Source organism: Actinophytocola xinjiangensis (assembly GCF_001921215.1).
Taxonomy (GTDB): Bacteria; Actinomycetota; Actinomycetes; order Mycobacteriales; family Pseudonocardiaceae; genus Actinophytocola; species Actinophytocola xinjiangensis.
In genome coordinates this window covers 77,465-92,429 of sequence record NZ_MSIF01000004.1, presented here as the reverse complement: position 1 = coordinate 92,429, position 14,965 = coordinate 77,465, and the positions used below count along the sequence as shown (strand labels likewise).

The following is a 14,965-nucleotide window of genomic DNA, read 5'->3' as shown; positions in this document are numbered from 1 at the left end:
GGCCACCGTCTCCAGTTCGAGGAGCGGTCAGCCCCGGCGGGGCAGGATCGCGTACTGGCGCAGGCACAGGTCCGGGTAGGTGACCGGGCCGCGCGGGCCGGGGACCTTGTCGATGTTGATGCCGGTCTCCGGGACGCCGAGCAGTTTGAAGCCGTCGAGCAGGCGGGTCGGGGCGTTCCAGAACACGCCGGTGCCGGCGTAGGCGGCGATGAACTCCTCGGCCGTCGCCTCGTCCTCGGTGACGATGGCGGCGGCCAGGCCGGAGGTCTCGTCGTTGGCGACGCGGGCGGCGTCGGCGGCGTCGTCGACCGGCAGGACGGTGACGGTGGCCTCGCTGGCGGCGTCCAGCGCCCACTCGTAGCCGATGGCGTGCTCGTGCGGCGGCAGCGACGGCGTGACGTCCAGTTCGGACAGTACCGTTCGGACGCGGGGTAGCAGCGACTCGTAGCGGTCCCGGTGCACCAGCAGCAGGTTGAGCCGGTTGCACACGCCGAGCCGGTCGAGGCTGGCGCGGATCAGGTCGCACGCCAGGTCGGCGTCGGCGGCCCGGTCGACGTACAGGACGCCGCCGCCGTCGGCATGGGCCAGGGTGCGCACGCCGTGCTGGGCGGCGCGCAGACCCAGTTCGCGGGTGCTCTCGCCGCTGCCGCGCAGGATCACCAGCGGCACCAGCGTCGGCAGGCTGACCAGGGCGCCGGCCGCCGCCCGGTCGGCGGAGGGCACCAGCTGGATCGCGTCGGGGTCGATGCCGGCGTCGGCCAGCGCCGGCGCGATGACCTCGCTGACCAGGGTCATCGCCGAGTGCAGGGCGGCCGAGCCGGTGCGCAGCACCCCGGCGTTGCGCGACTTGACCAGCTGGGACGCCACGTCGACGGTCACGTTCGGGCGGGCCTCGTAGTTCGCGCCGATCACGCCGACCGGACGGCGGCGTTCGACCAGCCGCAGACCGTCGGGCAGCTCACCCAGTTCCACCGAGCGCGCCGGGTGCGGCGTGCCGGCCAGCAGGGTCAGCGCCTGCGCCATCGCGGTGAGGCGTTCGTCGGTGATGCGCAGCCGGTCGAGCAGGCCCGCGCTCATGCCGGCGGCCACGGCCGCATCGACGTCGGCCTGGTTGGCGGCCAGCACAGTCGCCCTGGCCGCGCTCAGCCGCTCGGCCATCGCGGCGAGCGCGCCGTCGATCGCCTGGTCGGTGGCCCTGGCCAACGCCGGGGCGGCCTTCTTCGCGGCCGTGGCGCAGGCGGCGACCGTCTCGGTGACAGCGGAGGGTTCGACATCCAGGACCGACATGCCCCTAGTCTGCCTCACCCCAGCAGCCAGCCCGCCGCGAGCACCAGGCACGCGAGGTCGACCAGCAGGAAGATCCCCACCCAGAACAGGCCGGGGGCGCCGGTGAGCCGCGCGAGCTGGTCGGCGTCGGAGTCGCGGGCCCGGCCTCGGCGGCGCTTGGTCTGGAGCTCACCGACCGCGCGCAGCCCGCCGAGCAGCAGCAACCAGGTGATGACGTGCGCGAACACCGCCTGCACCTGATCGGTGGCCCAGTAGGCGACGCCGAGCAGGACCGCGCCGGTGACCAGCACGGTGAACACGCCGTACACGTTGCGCACCATCACCAGCACGCCCAGCAACAGCAACGCGCACGCCACCAGCAGCCCGGTGACCCGGTTGGCCCCCAGCAGCGCCGCGAACCCCAGCCCGAGCAGCGACGGCGCGACGTAGCCGGCGAACCCGGTCAGCACCATCCCCGGCCCGTAGGGCTTGCCCCGGCTCACCGTCAGCCCGGAGGTGTCCGAGTGCAGCCGGATCCCGGACAGCCGCCGCCCCGACAGCACCGCCACGAGCGCGTGGCCGGCCTCGTGCACGATCGTGATCACGTGACGGGCAGGGCGCCACAGCACCGACACCGCCACGACCACCAACGCCACACCAGCGGTGACCAGCACCATCGTGTTCGGCGAGTCGAGCTGGCCACCGAAGAGGTCGTCCCACACGCGCCCTACCCGATCACACCCCCGGTCTGGTCCGTGTCAGCCCGTCCGGGCCGGGGGCGGACGCGGTGGCTCACAGGGCCCTGGCCTCGTCGGGAGTGGGCGGTGCCCAGTCGAGCATCGCGGTGGAGCCGCGGACGAAAACCGAGGTGGGGAGCAGGCGCAGGGCCAGGTTGCGGGCCGTGCGGGCGGCGGACGAGTTCAGCATGACCGCCCTGGCGGCCAGACCGGCGCGGGTGGCCAGCTGCTGGGTGCGGGGGCGGCGCAGCGTGTCGTACCGGCGCAGCGCGGTGTCGAGGTCGGCCGCACCGTTCGCCAGGACGGCCAGGGTCGCGGCGTCCTCCAGGGCCTGGCAGCCGCCCTGGCCGAGGTTGGGGGTCATGGCGTGGGCGGCGTCGCCGAGCAGGACGACCCGGCCGCGGACGTAGGTGGGCAGCGGGGGCAGCCGGTGGACGTCGTTGCGCAGGACCTGGTCCGGGCGGGCCGTGGCGAGCAGCGCGGGGATCGGGTCGTGCCAGTCGCCGAAGCGCTGACGCAGGCCGGCGAGTTCGTCGGGGGCGTGGCCGCCGGCGGGGACGCGGGCGGAGGCGTAGCAGTAGACCCGGTCGCCGGGCATGGGGAAGGCGCCGAACACCGCGCCCGGACCCCAGGTCTCGGTGCCTTCCACGCCTTCCACGCCTTCCACGCCGGGGCGCGTCGGCAGGACCAGGCGCCAGGCGGTCGCGCCCGCGTAGGCCGCCGGTTCCGCGTCGGGGAACACCGCCTGGCGCACGACGCTGTGCACGCCGTCGGCGCCGATGACCAGGTCGGCGGGGATCTCACCGTGGTCGTGCTCGACGACCGGGCGTGGGCCGTCGGTGCGCACGCCGGTGACGCGGACGCCGGAGCGGCGCGCCTGGGCCGGCAGGCCGGCCAGCAACGCGGCCAGCAGGTCGGCGCGGTGGCTGACGACGGCCGAGGTCGCCACGTCGCCGACGTCGTGGCGGCCGGTCAGGCGGACCAGCCACGAGCCCCGCCAGTCGCGGACGCCACCGAGACCGCCGATGCGTCCGACGTCCAGCCGGTCCAGGGCACCGACCGTCTCCAGGGCACGGAAAGCGTTGGGCCACAACGAGATTCCCGCACCGACCTCGCTGAACTCGGGCGCCTTCTCCAGCACGTGCACGGTCCAGCCGCCCCGGACCAGTCCCGCGGCGACGGCGAGCCCGCCGATTCCCCCGCCGACCACGACCGCTGTTCGTTCCATGATCAACCCTCCTCTACAGCTGTAGTAACTCTACACCCGTAGAGTGGGCTCATGACACCCGACCGGCGGACGCTCATCGCGGACACGGCCATCGCCACCCTCGCCGCCGAGGGCATGCGCGGCCTCACCCACCGCGCGGTCGACCGGGCCGCCGGCCTGGCCGAGGGCTCCACCTCCTACTACTTCCGCACCCGCGAGGCGCTGATCGTCGCCGCCCTGGACCGGATGGCCGAACAGGACGGCACCGACATCGGCGACCTGGGCGGCGTCCCGACCCGCGAGGGCCTGGCCGCGCTGATGGCCGGACTGCTGCGCCGCTGGCTCACCGACGGGCGGACCAGGACCCTCGCGCGTTTCGAACTGACCCTGGAGTCCACCCGCCGGCCCGAACTACGGGCACGCCTGGTCGAACACGGCACCGGATTCGTCGGCCTCGCCGAGAAACTTCTGGCCGCCGCCGGCGCCGACCACCCCCGGCGGCGCGCCCACGAACTCACCGCGTTCGTCGACGGATTGCTGTACCACCAACTGGTCGGCGTCGGCGCCGACGCGTTCGACGACGCGGAACTGCTGGCGGTGTGCCGGGACGCCATCGGGCTGGTCCTGCCGTAGCGTGCCGGTGTGGAGACCATCGCCTACGAGACCGCCGACGGGATCGCGACCATCACCCTCGACCGCCCGGACGCACGAAACGGTTACACCGTGCGGATGTCCGACGAACTGGTCGAGGCCTTCACCCGCGCCGACGACGACCCCGCGGTGCGCGTGGTCGTCCTCACCGGGCGGGGCAAGGACTTCTGTGTCGGCGCCGACCTGTCCGGCGGCGGACTCGACCTGGAAGGAGCCGGCGAGGACTGGGTCGAACCGGCCAGCCGCTGCTCACTGCGGATCTACACGATGAACAAGCCGGTGATCGCGGCGCTGCGCGGGGCGGCGGTGGGAGCCGGGTCGACCATCGTCCTGCCGGCCGACTACCGGTTGGCGGCCACCGACTCCCGGTTCGGGTTCGTGTTCGTCCGGCGCGGCCTGTACCCGGAAGGCGCGTCGACCTGGTTCCTTCCCCGGCTGGTGGGGATGGGGCGGGCGATGGACTGGATGGTCAGTGGGCGGGTCTTCGACTCCACGGAGGCGTTGGCTGCCGGGCTGGTGCATTCGGTGCACGCACCCGAGGACGTGGCGGCGGCGGCCTACGAGCTGGCACGCTCGTTGATCGCCGACTGCGCGCCGGTGTCGATGGCTGTCGTTCGCCAGCAGCTGTATCGGATGTCGGGAATGGATTCACCGTTCCCGGCCGGGCGGTTGGACTCCCGACTGATCGCCGACGCTGTTTCCCGGGGAGATACCGCGGAGGGGGTCCTGTCGTTCCTGGAGAAACGGAAGCCGGTGTGGGGACAGAAGGTTCCCGCCGATCTGCCTCCGTTTCTTCCTTGGGCTTGAGGGGTGAGTTCGGCCGAGGTGCGGGAACGTCTTTCGCGCGGAGAGATTGTGGGCGGCGCTTCGGTCGGGATCGCGGGTGGTGCGCTCACTGCCCTGGTTCGACCGAGGTCCACTGCTGGCGGGTGTCCTCCTCGTCGCACGGTGCCTCGAACAGGGGCGCCCCCGGCCTGAGGTCGACTGCGGTGATGCACGTGTCGGTGGCGACGTTCTGGAACCGCCAGCTGTCGAAGCCCGCGTCCGCCGCGACGTAGTACCAGGTCTGCTGGTCGGTGCCGTCGCACTCGGCTTGGACCACCGGACGCGGGAGCACAGGGGCATCGGCGAACGTCAGGCATTTGCCGGTGCCGATGTTGCGCAGATCGGTGATGTCGTTCTCGCCCAGCTCCCAGCGCTGCTCGGGTGCCCCGGTGAGTGGCGCCAGCTCCGCACGCGCCCCCACCTCGGAGGGGTCGTTCTCGATGCTGAGCGCGAGATCGGGTGCGTGCGCGGACACCACGTAGGAGTCGACCAGCACTCTCGCCGGGCCGGCCGACGCGGCGGCGGGCGTGGCGACGCCGACCAGCAGCACCGAGGTGGCCGCGACGGCGAGGAGAACTGGACGACGCATGAAAACCTCCGTAGGAGAGCAACTCTCGCAACAGACTGCATGCGCCCGGTTGTTCCTGGCAATTACACGACAAGGTGACCTTGTCAGCCGTTGGGGGATTTCCTCGGGGACACCGCGGAGGGGGTCATGTCGTTCCTGGAGAAACGGAAGCCGGCGTGGGTAACGCAGGTCCCCGCCGATCTGCCTCCGTTCCTCCCCTGGGTTGACGGCCCGCCGCCAACCCCCGAACCCGCCCCTCTCACACGCTCATGACCCCGTCGGGTGGGGAGTCGGCGAACAGGGTGTCGATCTCGTGGCGGTACTTCTCGGCGATGGGCTTGCGACGCAGTTTCAGCGTCAGGGTCAGCTCCACGCCGCCCGGGTCCCACGAGCCGGGGAGGATGACTACCCGCTTCAACTGTTCGACCCGCGCGAGTTTCTCGTTCCCGGCGCGGACGCCGGCCAACACCGCCGCCCGGACGCTCGCGTCCTCGGCCAGCTCGGCCGAGGAGGCGGTGGGCTTCCCGGCGAAGGCCGCCGCCGCTTCCTGGTCCAGCACGATCAGCGCCGCCACGTAGGACCGGTCGTCGCCGATGGCCACCACCTGGCCGACCAGGGACGTCGCGGCCTTGATGGCGTTCTCGATGTTGGACGGGGACATGTTCTTGCCGGCCGCGTTGATGATCAGTTCCTTCTTGCGGTCGACCAGCTTCACGTAACCGTCGGCGTCGATCTCGGCGATGTCGCCGGTGCGTAGCCAGCCGTCCTCGCTGATCGTCTCGGCGGTGCGCTCCGGCTCGTTGCGGTAGCCGCGCATGATCGTGGGGCCACGGGTCAACAGCTCGCCGTCCTCGGCGAGCTTGACCTCCATGTTCAGCACCGGGCGGCCCACCGTGCCCAGCTTCGTGTGGCCGGGGGCGTTCGCCGTGGTGGCGCCGCCGGTTTCCGACATCCCCCACACCTCGTAGATGCGGATTCCCAAACCCCAGAAGAACTCCAGGATGTCCGGCGAGATCGCCGACGCACCCGACGCCGGGCCTCGCGCCTGGTCGAGGCCGAGTTTGTCGCGGAGCTTGCTCAGAACCAGTTTGTCGGCCAGGCGGTGCTGGAAGCCCAGCGCGGCGGGCAGAGGGCGCCCGGCCAGCTCCAGCCGCGCCGCCTTGATGCCGGTGTCGATCGCCCACGCGGCGATCTTGCGCTTCACCGGGCTCGGCTCGGCCGCCAGGCCCGTGTCGATCGCCGCCTTGAACTTCTGCCAGACCCTCGGGACGGCGAAGAACGAGTGCGGGCGGCAGTCCGCCAAGCCCTCCGCGATCTTCGCCAGGTCCGCCACGCACGTCACCTGGATGGCGAACATGATGGCGAAGTACTGCGCGGTCACCCGGTCGGCGATGTGCGCCGCCGGCAGGTACGACAACACCCGGTCGCCGTTCTGGACCTCCAGCAGGATCCGGACCGCGTCCGCCTCGGCGATCACGTTGGCGTGGGTCAACTCCACGCCCTTGGGCGGGCCCGTGGTGCCGGACGTGTAGATGATCGTCGCCAGGTCCTCGGGAGAGACGGCCTTCCAGGCGGCGTCGAAGTCGAAGTCGTCGGCGCCCCTGGCCTCCACGTCGGCGATGGTCAGCGCACCCTCGGCCGGACCGTCCACACACACCACGTGCTCGACGCCACCCGCCTCCCGCACCCGCGACAGGAACTGCTCGTCACAGAAGACGACCTTGTTGCCGGCGTTGCCGAACAGGTAGCCGATCTGGTCGGGCGTCGAGGAGTTGTAGATCGAGAACGGGGTCGCGCCCAGATGCAGCACGGCCGCGTCCACCACGTGGTACTCGGGCCGGTTGGTCATCATCAGGCCCACCGTGTCGCCCCGCGCGACACCCATCGCGGCGAGGCCGGCGGCGATCGAGCGCACCCGCTCGTTCCACTGGCGCCAGGTGATCGCGACCCGGTTCCCCGGAGTCCGCAGAACCACGGCATCCGGGGTCCGGCGCACATGCTCCTGGAAGGCCGCGCACAACGTGGCGTTGGCCGAGTTCGACGGGGTCTCGTTCGTCATGTGCACGCTCCGCTGCGGCTTCTGGGGCACCCGTGGATCGCGTGATCGTAGAGGTCCCCCACCCGAGCCGTCCATGATATCAGGGCATTTACGACAAACGGACGCGTCGAACTCAGCTGGCGTGCGGCAACGTGGTGGTCCGGGCCAGCCGACGGAACCCCTGGCCCAGGTACACGAGCGGATCGTGCGGGCCGGTCCGCGCGCGCACGACCTCACCGATCAGGATCACGTGGTCACCCGCCGGCATCTGCTGCACCGGCCGGCACTCCAGACGCACCGCGACGTCGTCGAGCAGCGGCACGTCCTCGAACCCGGTGCCCACGACCAGGTCGTCGAAACCGTCGGCCGCGCCGCCGGCGAACCGGTCCGCCAACTCCTCCTGACCGGTGCGCAGCACATGCACGGCGTAGGCGTCGGCGGCCGTGAACACCGGCCGGCAGTGCGCGTCCCGGTCGATGCACACCGAGATCATCGGCGGACGCGCCGACACCTGACTGACCGAACTCGCCGTGAACCCCCACCGCCAGCCATCGCGATCAGCCGTCGTGATCACCGCCATGCCGGTCGGCCAGTTCGCCATCGCGTCACTGACCGAACACGGGTACACCGTCGACGTCCTGATCATGACGCCACCGCCCGCACCGCCCGGTCACCGTCGCGCCACACGTGCGTCGCCCGGTGGGCCGCCGCCTCCCGCAACGCGGTCGCCGGATCCGGGTTGTTCCACAGGACCTGGGTGGCGCCCGCGACCAGCGCGGCCCCGAGATCATCGGGATGGAACGAGGAGGTCGTGTTGAGCACCACCGAGCCGGGGTCCAACACACCGGCCCGGGCCAACGCGGCGGCCTTCACCGCGTAGTGGCTGCGGCCGGCGGCGGCCTCCGCGTGCTCGGCCCGGTCGGTGGGGTCGACGGTCAGGATGCCCCGGGTGGAGAGCTCGGCGCAGGTCAGCTGACCGGCCTCGGCGGGCGCGTCGAGCAGCAGCACATGCTCAAGTACGTGGCCAAGCGCGCGATCAGGCGCGGCGCCGGGCCTGCGGGGGCCCCCCGCATTCCAGCCTACTGCGGGGGACCGACGATTCTCACCGGCGAACGAGTCGCCTGTGGACAACCCGGCACCCGACAATCCGGCACCGGGTGGCAGGACCCGGCGGACCCGTTCGTACATGACCCTGCCGAGCATGGCGACCCGGGCGCCGCTGTCGGCCAGTAGTCCGGCGAAGGTCTCGGCCGGCATTCTCGGGTTCGCCGGTATCGCGACGTTGCCGCTGCGCACGACCGCGTAGTACGCGGTGGGGAAGTCCAGGCCGAGGGTGGCCGACACGATGACCGGCAGCCCGTCGCCGCCGATGAGGTGGCGTAGGCCGAAGGCGAGGCGGGACACGTCGCGGTCCAGTTCGCCGAAGGTGACGGTGCGGGTGCCGGTGCGCAGGGCCGCTCGGTGTGGCCACGCGCGGGCGGCCAGCCTGGGTAACACGTCGGCCGAACCGACCGGCACCTCCATTTCCGGCCGTGACGGCCGGGACGGCCGTGCTGGCCGTGATGCGCCGCTCATGTCAGCTCACTCCCTCCAGGCCCCGGACGGCGTCCGACAGCGGGAACCACATCTCGTAGGCGTCGCCGCCCTGGGTGACCTGGCGCAGCGATTCCAGCATCGCGGTGGCGGATCGGGCGACGACCCGCTCCAGGTGTTGGCCCGCGGCGTCGTTGTCGTCGACGACGCGGAAGTAGTGGTCGAGCACGACCTCGGCGCCCGCGCCCCGGGGGGTGACCAGCCAGCGCCCGCCGAGTGAGGCCAGTGGCGCGGTGGAGCGTTCCTGCCGGAACCGGACCCGCATCCGTTTGGGGTTGACCTCGCGCACCGACACCCAGCTGCCCCGGTGGTCGCCGAAGGTCCCCCAGAACCGCACTCGTTCGTTGGTTCCGTCGTGGCCGAGGCGTTCGACGGCGATGACCGAGTCGAACATCTTCGGATAGTTCTCGATGTTGGCGATCAGCTGGTAGGCCTGGCCAGGGGTCACCGGCACCCTGACGTTGTGTCGTGCGGTCCAGATCCGCTGTTCCATGACATCGCCCCCTCCGGGCAAAGGAACACCTACCTGTGAGTTTCCTCACCGGCACTGGAACGCTGGTCGAGCCACGCTGAACAACCGGACATTCGCGACGTCGGGTGTGCTATTGGAGTGAGGCTCGTTCCTCGTTCCACCGACACTTGAGCCGAGGTTCACATGCTGGAGCGATGGAGGGCAGAACCGACGTACCGAGGCAGCGCCGGCCTGCGGTGGTCATCGCGCAGGCCCGCGAGGACGATCCGCCCCGCTTCCAGAACCTGGTCGTGCGGGCGTTCCGCGAGTGGTCGCGGGAGCCGGACGAGCCGCCGGTGGTCTACCGCGCCGCCTAGGTGACCGTCCAGGTGTCGGCGCCGTCGAGCAGGCGCTGAAGGTCGGGCGGTCGGGTCCCGGCGGCGCTGTCCACCTGCTGTCGTGCTTGGTCGTCGTAGGTGGGGCGGGTGGTGTCGCGGTAGATGCCGGTGACGACGTGGTCGAGGTTCTGGGTGGAGAGTCGGGTGAGGGCGAAGGCGTAGGACGGGTCGTCGATGGTGGCGTCGTGCACCACGATGTCGGAGTCCGACACCTGGTCGGCCGCGGCGATGCCCAGCCCGTGCTCGGTCCGGATGACGGCCTGGTCGCCGAACACGATCGGTTTCCCGTGTTCGAGCGGGATCAGCCGAGCCTGCCCCGGCTCCTTCAACACGTCGAACGCGCCGTCGTTGAAGATCGGGCAGTTCTGGTAGATCTCCACCAGTGCCGAGCCGCGGTGTTGGGCGGCGGCGGTGAGGATGCTGGTCAGCTGCGCCCGGTCGTTGTCCAACGTCCGCGCCACGAACGTCGCTTCCGCGCCGATCGCCAGAGACAGCGGGTTGAACGGGTGGTCCAGCGATCCGACGGGCGTCGACTTCGTGACCTTCCCCGGTTCACTGGTCGGCGAGTACTGCCCCTTGGTCAACCCGTAGATCCGGTTGTTGAACAACAAGATCTTCAGGTTCACGTTCCGGCGCAGGGCGTGAATCAGGTGGTTCCCCCCGATCGACAACGCGTCCCCGTCACCGGTCACCACCCACACCGACAGATCCGGCCGCGTCACCGCCAAGCCCGTCGCGATCGCCGGCGCCCGGCCGTGGATGGAGTGCATGCCGTAGGTGTTCATGTAGTACGGGAACCGCGACGAACACCCGATCCCCGAGATGAACACGATGTTCTCCCGTCGCAAACCCAGCGACGGCAGGAACGACTGCATGGCGTTCAACACCACGTAGTCACCACAGCCAGGACACCACCGGACCTCCTGGTCCGACTTGAAGTCCTTGGCCTTCTGCGGGCCCTCAGCGCCCGGGACACCGTCCAGACCACCCAACGACGGCAGCCCAAGATCGATCGTCATGCCGCCTCCGACAGCCAGGTCCCGCCGGCGACGTCCTCGACGTGCCGCGACACCACCTCGACCAACTCCTCCTCGGTGAACGGCAACCCGGCGACCTTCGTGTAGGGCACCGCGTCCACCAGGAACCGGGAACGCACCAGCATCGCCAACTGCCCCAGGTTCAGCTCCGGGACGATCACCCGCTCGTAGGAGCCCAGCACCTGGGCCAGGTTCGCCGGGAACGGGTTGAGGTACCGCAGGTGCGCCCGCGCCACCCGCTGTCCCCGCTGGCGCAGCACCCGGCACGCGGCGCCGATCGGCCCGAACGTCGAACCCCAGCCCAGCACCAGCACGTCGGCCTGGCCCGACGGGTCGTCGACCTCCAGGTCCGGCACGGTGATCCCGTCGACCTTGGCCTGGCGCAGGCGGGTCATCCGGTCGTGGTTGTCGGGGTCGTAGGAGATGCTGCCCTTGCCGTCGGCCTTCTCCAGCCCGCCGATGCGGTGGGTCAGGCCGGGGGCGCCGGGCAGTGCCCAGTCCCTGGCCAGGGTTCGCGGGTCCCGCACGTAGGGCCAGTGCTCACCGGACCCGTCCGGCGCGTTCGGCTCGGTGGCGAACGTGACCCGCAGGTCGGGCAGGTCGTCGGCGTCCGGGATCAGCCACGGTTCGGAGCCGTTGGCGATCGCGCCGTCGGACAGCAGCAGCACCGGCGTCCGGTAGGCCAGCGCGATCCGCGCCGCCTCCAGCGCCAGGGTGAAGCAGTCCCCCGGTGACCGGGGCGCCAGCACCGGCACCGGCGACTCACCGTTGCGCCCGAACATGGCCTGCAACAGGTCGGCCTGCTCGGTCTTGGTCGGCAGCCCGGTCGACGGACCGCCGCGCTGCACGTCGATCACCAGCAGCGGCAGCTCGGCCATCACCCCCAGGCCGATGGTCTCCGACTTGAGCGCGATGCCCGGCCCGGACGTGGTCGTCACGCCCAGCGCGCCGCCGTAGGCCGCGCCCAGCGCCGCCCCCACCCCGGCGATCTCGTCCTCGGCCTGCATGGTCGTGACGCCGAAGTTCTTGTGTTTGGCCAGCTCGTGCAGGATGTCGGACGCGGGCGTGATCGGGTAGCTGCCCAGGAACACCGGCAGCCGCGCGCGCTGCCCGGCGGCCACGATCCCGTACGCCAGCGCCGTGTTCCCGGTGATCTGCCGGTAGCGCCCCGGCGGGAAGTCCGAGGCCGGCGCGACCTCGTAGGTCGTCGCGAACGCCTCGGTGGTCTCCCCGTAGTTCCAGCCCGACCGGAACGCCAGCACGTTCGCCTCGGCGATGTCGGGTTTGCGGGCGAACTTCTCCCGCAGGAACCGCTCGGTCCCCTCGGTCGGCCGGTGGTACATCCAGCACAGCAGACCGAGCGCGAACATGTTCTTGCAGCGCTCGGCGTCCTTCTTCGACAGCCCGGTCTCCTTGAGCGCACCCTGGGTCAGCGTCGCCATGGCGACCGCGTGCACCACGAACCGGTCCAGCGAGCCGTCCTCCAGCGGACTGACCGCGTACCCGACCTTCGACAGGTTCCGCTTCGAGAACTCGTCGGTGTTCACGATGACCGTGCCGCCGGCCGGCAGGTCGCCGACGTTGGCCTTCAACGCCGCCGGGTTCATCGCGACCAGCACGTCCGGCCGGTCACCCGGCGTGAGGATGTCGTAGTCCGCGAAATGCAGCTGGAACGACGACACCCCCGGCAGGGTGCCTGCTGGCGCGCGGATCTCGGCCGGGAAGTTCGGCAACGTCGCCAGGTCGTTCCCGAACGCCGCCGCCTCCGAGGTGAACCGGTCACCGGTCAACTGCATACCGTCACCGGAGTCCCCGGCGAACCTGATCACGACCCGGTCCAGCTTGACCGGCGGCGGCGTACGTTCAGCTCCGGTGGTCACCGCCCCAGTGTCGGCGGCGGTGGCGGAAGACCGGACGAGACCTGCTGGAGCCGGTCAGCCGTTGCTCACCGGCAGGCCACGCTTGACCGATTCGAGCAGCATCTGCGACACGTCGCGGACCTTGACGTCGGTGCCCTTGTCCTCGCTCTGCCGCTGCACCAGCCCGTCGGTGATCATCACCCGGCAGAACGGGCACCCGGTGACGACCTCCTTGGCGTTGGTGTCCAGCGCCTCGTCGACCCGCTCCAGGTTGATCCGCTTGCCGATGTGCTCCTCCATCCACATCCGCGCGCCGCCCGCGCCGCAGCACAGCGAACGGTCGGCGTGGCGGGGCATCTCGGTGAGCGTGGCGCCGGCCGCGCCGACCAGCTCACGCGGCGGCTCGTAGACCTTGTTGTGGCGGCCCAGATAGCACGGGTCGTGGTAGGTGACCGGCGCGGCGCCGTCGTTGTCGGCGGGCTTGACCGGCGTGAGCCGGCCCTCGCGCACCAGGCGGTTGAGCACCTGGGTGTGGTGGAGCACCTCGTAGTGGCCGTTGGTGCCGGAGAACGACGGGATCATGCCCTCCAGCTGCGGATACTCCCTGGCCAGGGTGTTCATGCAGTGCGGGCAGGTGGTGATGATCTTGCGTTTGACCGGTTCGCGGCCCTCGAACACGGTGTTGAGCATCTCGGCGGTCTGCTGGGCCATCATCTGGAACAGGAACTCGTTGCCGGCGCGGCGCGCCGGGTCACCGGTGCAGGTCTCCTCCTTGCCGAGCACCACGTACTTGACGCCCGCGATGTGCAGCAGCTCGGCGGTGGCCCGCACGGTCTTCTTGGCGTTGTCGTCGAACGCGCCCGCGCAGCCGATCCAGTACACGTACTCGACGTCCTCGGCGAGTTCACCGTCGAACACCGGCACCTCGAAGTCGAGGTCCTTGGCCCAGTCCATCCGCTCGGAGTTGTTCTGGCCCCAGGGGTTGCCCTTGTTCTCCAGGTTGCGGAACAGCGTCCCCAGCTCCGACGGGAACTCGGACTCGATCATGACCTGGTAGCGGCGCATGTCGACGATGTGGTCGACGTGCTCGATGTCCACCGGGCACTGCTCGACGCACGCGCCGCAGGTGGTGCACGACCACAGCACGTCCGGGTCGATGACGCCGCCGACCTCGGCGGTGCCGACCAGCGGGCGGGTGGCCTGCGCGGGGCTGTCCTCCGGGACGCGCGCGTAGCCGGACTCCGGGACGCCGTGGTGGCCGTTGCCCTCGGCGAGCGCCAGCACGTCGACGCCGCTGTGGTCGGGCATGTCCTGGCCGCCGATGAGGTACGGGGCCTTCGCGAACAGGTGATCGCGCAGGTCCATGATCACCAGTTTGGGTGACAGCGGCTTGCCGGTGTTCCACGCCGGGCACTGGCTCTGGCATCGCCCGCACTCGGTGCAGGTGGCGAAGTCGAGCATGCCCTTCCAGGTGAAGTCCTCGATCTTGCCGCGACCGAACACGTCGTCGTCGTCGGGCTCCTCGAAGTCGATCGGCTGGCCGCCGGACTCCATCGGCAGCAGCGGGCCCAGGCCGTCGGGCAGGCGCTTGGTGGAGACGTTGATCGGCGCGATGAACACGTGCAGGTGCTTGGAGTGCAGGATGATGATGGTGAACGAGAGCATCACGCCGATGTGCGCGAGCAGCGCGATCGACTCGATCCACTCGTTGGCGGTGTGCCCGAGGGGTTCGAGCAGCTCACCGACGCCGAGCGAGACCCACGCGCCGGACTCGTAGGGGAAGTAGCCCAGCGCCGAGGCGGCCCCCCGGAACACGAACATCGTCCAGACGACGTTGAAGATCATGAACAGGATCAGCCAGGCGCCGCCGGTGTGCGAGCCGTAGAAGCGGGAGGCGCGCTGGCGCACCTCCGGGTTCTGCCGCAGCCGGATGATCGCGAAGGCGCCCAGCGAGAGCGCCACCATCACCGCGATGAAGTCCTGGACGAAGCCCAGCGCCGACCAGCGGCCGATGATCGGGATGTGGAAGTCGTGGTCGAACAGCACGCCGTAGGCCTCGATGTAGACCGACAGCAGGATGACGAAGCCCCAGAAGGTGAAGGCGTGGGCGGCGCCCGGGATGGACCACTTCAGCAGCTTGCGCTGGCCGAAGACCTCCTTGACCTGCGCCCACAGCCGCGCCCGGAGGTCGTCGAACCGGTCGACGGGTTGGCCGGAGCGGATCAGGTCGAACAGGTACTTCGCCCGGCGCCCGGCCAGGCCCAGCACCACGAAGGTGATCAGCAGACCCAGGATCAAACGAACGACCACGAACGCCTCCGCCTCCGACGACCAC

14 protein-coding genes are annotated in these 14,965 nt (G+C 70.6%); 3 read left to right on the top strand and 11 right to left on the bottom strand.

The window, feature by feature from the left end:
* Positions 1–27: 27 nt before the first annotated feature.
* The 3 genes from BLA60_RS10885 to BLA60_RS10875 form a co-directional block, all read right to left on the bottom strand.
* Positions 28–1,287 (bottom strand): aldehyde dehydrogenase family protein, encoded by a 1,260-nt coding sequence (locus BLA60_RS10885; protein ID WP_075132706.1) that lies wholly within the window; start codon positions 1,285–1,287, stop codon positions 28–30.
* 14 nt (positions 1,288–1,301) lie between these two features.
* Positions 1,302–1,943, bottom strand: a complete 642-nt coding sequence (locus BLA60_RS10880; RefSeq protein WP_084734873.1) for a M50 family metallopeptidase — start codon at positions 1,941–1,943, stop codon at positions 1,302–1,304.
* 115 nt (positions 1,944–2,058) lie between these two features.
* The gene (locus tag BLA60_RS10875; RefSeq protein ID WP_075132704.1) at positions 2,059–3,231 is read right to left on the bottom strand and encodes an FAD-dependent monooxygenase; all 1,173 of its coding nucleotides are present in this window, start codon (positions 3,229–3,231) and stop codon (positions 2,059–2,061) included.
* 51 nt (positions 3,232–3,282) lie between these two features.
* Here BLA60_RS10875 and BLA60_RS10870 point away from each other — a divergent pair, with 51 nt between their 5' ends.
* Both BLA60_RS10870 and BLA60_RS10865 read left to right on the top strand, forming a co-directional pair.
* Positions 3,283–3,843, top strand: coding sequence for a TetR/AcrR family transcriptional regulator (locus tag BLA60_RS10870; protein WP_075132703.1), 561 nt, complete (start codon positions 3,283–3,285; stop codon positions 3,841–3,843).
* 9 nt (positions 3,844–3,852) lie between these two features.
* Positions 3,853–4,668: an enoyl-CoA hydratase-related protein gene (locus BLA60_RS10865; RefSeq protein ID WP_075132702.1), complete on the top strand. Its 816-nt coding sequence runs from the start codon at positions 3,853–3,855 to the stop codon at positions 4,666–4,668.
* An 85-nt stretch (positions 4,669–4,753) separates the two neighbouring features.
* On the opposite strand, the gene BLA60_RS10860 is transcribed toward BLA60_RS10865, so the two are convergent.
* From BLA60_RS10860 to BLA60_RS10840, 5 genes are all read right to left on the bottom strand, one after another.
* Positions 4,754–5,275 (bottom strand): RICIN domain-containing protein, encoded by a 522-nt coding sequence (locus tag BLA60_RS10860; RefSeq protein ID WP_075132701.1) that lies wholly within the window; start codon positions 5,273–5,275, stop codon positions 4,754–4,756.
* A 238-nt stretch (positions 5,276–5,513) separates the two neighbouring features.
* Positions 5,514–7,313, bottom strand: a complete 1,800-nt coding sequence (locus tag BLA60_RS10855) for an AMP-dependent synthetase/ligase (protein WP_075132700.1) — start codon at positions 7,311–7,313, stop codon at positions 5,514–5,516.
* 112 nt (positions 7,314–7,425) lie between these two features.
* Positions 7,426–7,938: a flavin reductase family protein gene (locus BLA60_RS10850; protein WP_075132699.1), complete on the bottom strand. Its 513-nt coding sequence runs from the start codon at positions 7,936–7,938 to the stop codon at positions 7,426–7,428.
* Entirely contained in the window at positions 7,935–8,867 is a 933-nt protein-coding gene (locus BLA60_RS10845; protein WP_084734822.1) for an AMP-binding protein, read from the bottom strand. Before BLA60_RS10845 ends, BLA60_RS10850 begins: the two co-directional genes overlap by 4 nt.
* 1 nt (position 8,868) lies before the next feature.
* A complete protein-coding gene (locus BLA60_RS10840) occupies positions 8,869–9,378 on the bottom strand; it encodes an aromatase/cyclase (RefSeq protein ID WP_075132697.1) in 510 nt (169 codons plus the stop codon).
* A 173-nt stretch (positions 9,379–9,551) separates the two neighbouring features.
* On the opposite strand from BLA60_RS10840, the gene BLA60_RS43120 reads away from it, so the two are divergent.
* Positions 9,552–9,713 carry a hypothetical protein gene (locus tag BLA60_RS43120; RefSeq protein WP_154814270.1) on the top strand — a complete coding sequence of 54 codons (162 nt, stop codon included), beginning with the start codon at positions 9,552–9,554 and terminating at the stop codon, positions 9,711–9,713.
* Here BLA60_RS43120 and BLA60_RS10835 read toward each other — a convergent pair.
* The 3 genes from BLA60_RS10835 to BLA60_RS10825 are packed head-to-tail and all read right to left on the bottom strand — an operon-like array spanning position 9,710 to position 14,940.
* Positions 9,710–10,753 carry a 2-oxoacid:ferredoxin oxidoreductase subunit beta gene (locus BLA60_RS10835; RefSeq protein WP_075132696.1) on the bottom strand — a complete coding sequence of 348 codons (1,044 nt, stop codon included), beginning with the start codon at positions 10,751–10,753 and terminating at the stop codon, positions 9,710–9,712. The genes BLA60_RS43120 and BLA60_RS10835 overlap by 4 nt on opposite strands.
* Entirely contained in the window at positions 10,750–12,651 is a 1,902-nt protein-coding gene (locus BLA60_RS10830; protein WP_075132695.1) for a 2-oxoacid:acceptor oxidoreductase subunit alpha, read from the bottom strand. Before BLA60_RS10830 ends, BLA60_RS10835 begins: the two co-directional genes overlap by 4 nt.
* A gap of 54 nt (positions 12,652–12,705) precedes the next feature.
* Positions 12,706–14,940, bottom strand: a complete 2,235-nt coding sequence (locus tag BLA60_RS10825; protein WP_075132973.1) for a (Fe-S)-binding protein — start codon at positions 14,938–14,940, stop codon at positions 12,706–12,708.
* Positions 14,941–14,965 lie beyond the last annotated feature (25 nt).

What these genes read in the sequence shown, in the direction of transcription:
- BLA60_RS10880 (WP_084734873.1), bottom strand. Translation starts at nt 1,943, where the DNA reads ATGGTGCTGGTCACCGCTGGTGTGGCGTTGGTGGTCGTGGCGGTGTCG.
- BLA60_RS10885 (WP_075132706.1), bottom strand. Translation starts at nt 1,287, where the DNA reads ATGTCGGTCCTGGATGTCGAACCCTCCGCTGTCACCGAGACGGTCGCC.
- BLA60_RS10845 (WP_084734822.1), bottom strand. Translation starts at nt 8,867, where the DNA reads ATGAGCGGCGCATCACGGCCAGCACGGCCGTCCCGGCCGTCACGGCCG.
- BLA60_RS10870 (WP_075132703.1), top strand. Translation starts at nt 3,283, where the DNA reads ATGACACCCGACCGGCGGACGCTCATCGCGGACACGGCCATCGCCACC.
- BLA60_RS10855 (WP_075132700.1), bottom strand. Translation starts at nt 7,313, where the DNA reads ATGACGAACGAGACCCCGTCGAACTCGGCCAACGCCACGTTGTGCGCG.
- BLA60_RS10850 (WP_075132699.1), bottom strand. Translation starts at nt 7,938, where the DNA reads ATGATCAGGACGTCGACGGTGTACCCGTGTTCGGTCAGTGACGCGATG.
- BLA60_RS43120 (WP_154814270.1), top strand. Translation starts at nt 9,552, where the DNA reads ATGGAGGGCAGAACCGACGTACCGAGGCAGCGCCGGCCTGCGGTGGTC.
- BLA60_RS10835 (WP_075132696.1), bottom strand. Translation starts at nt 10,753, where the DNA reads ATGACGATCGATCTTGGGCTGCCGTCGTTGGGTGGTCTGGACGGTGTC.
- BLA60_RS10875 (WP_075132704.1), bottom strand. Translation starts at nt 3,231, where the DNA reads ATGGAACGAACAGCGGTCGTGGTCGGCGGGGGAATCGGCGGGCTCGCC.
- BLA60_RS10840 (WP_075132697.1), bottom strand. Translation starts at nt 9,378, where the DNA reads ATGGAACAGCGGATCTGGACCGCACGACACAACGTCAGGGTGCCGGTG.
- BLA60_RS10860 (WP_075132701.1), bottom strand. Translation starts at nt 5,275, where the DNA reads ATGCGTCGTCCAGTTCTCCTCGCCGTCGCGGCCACCTCGGTGCTGCTG.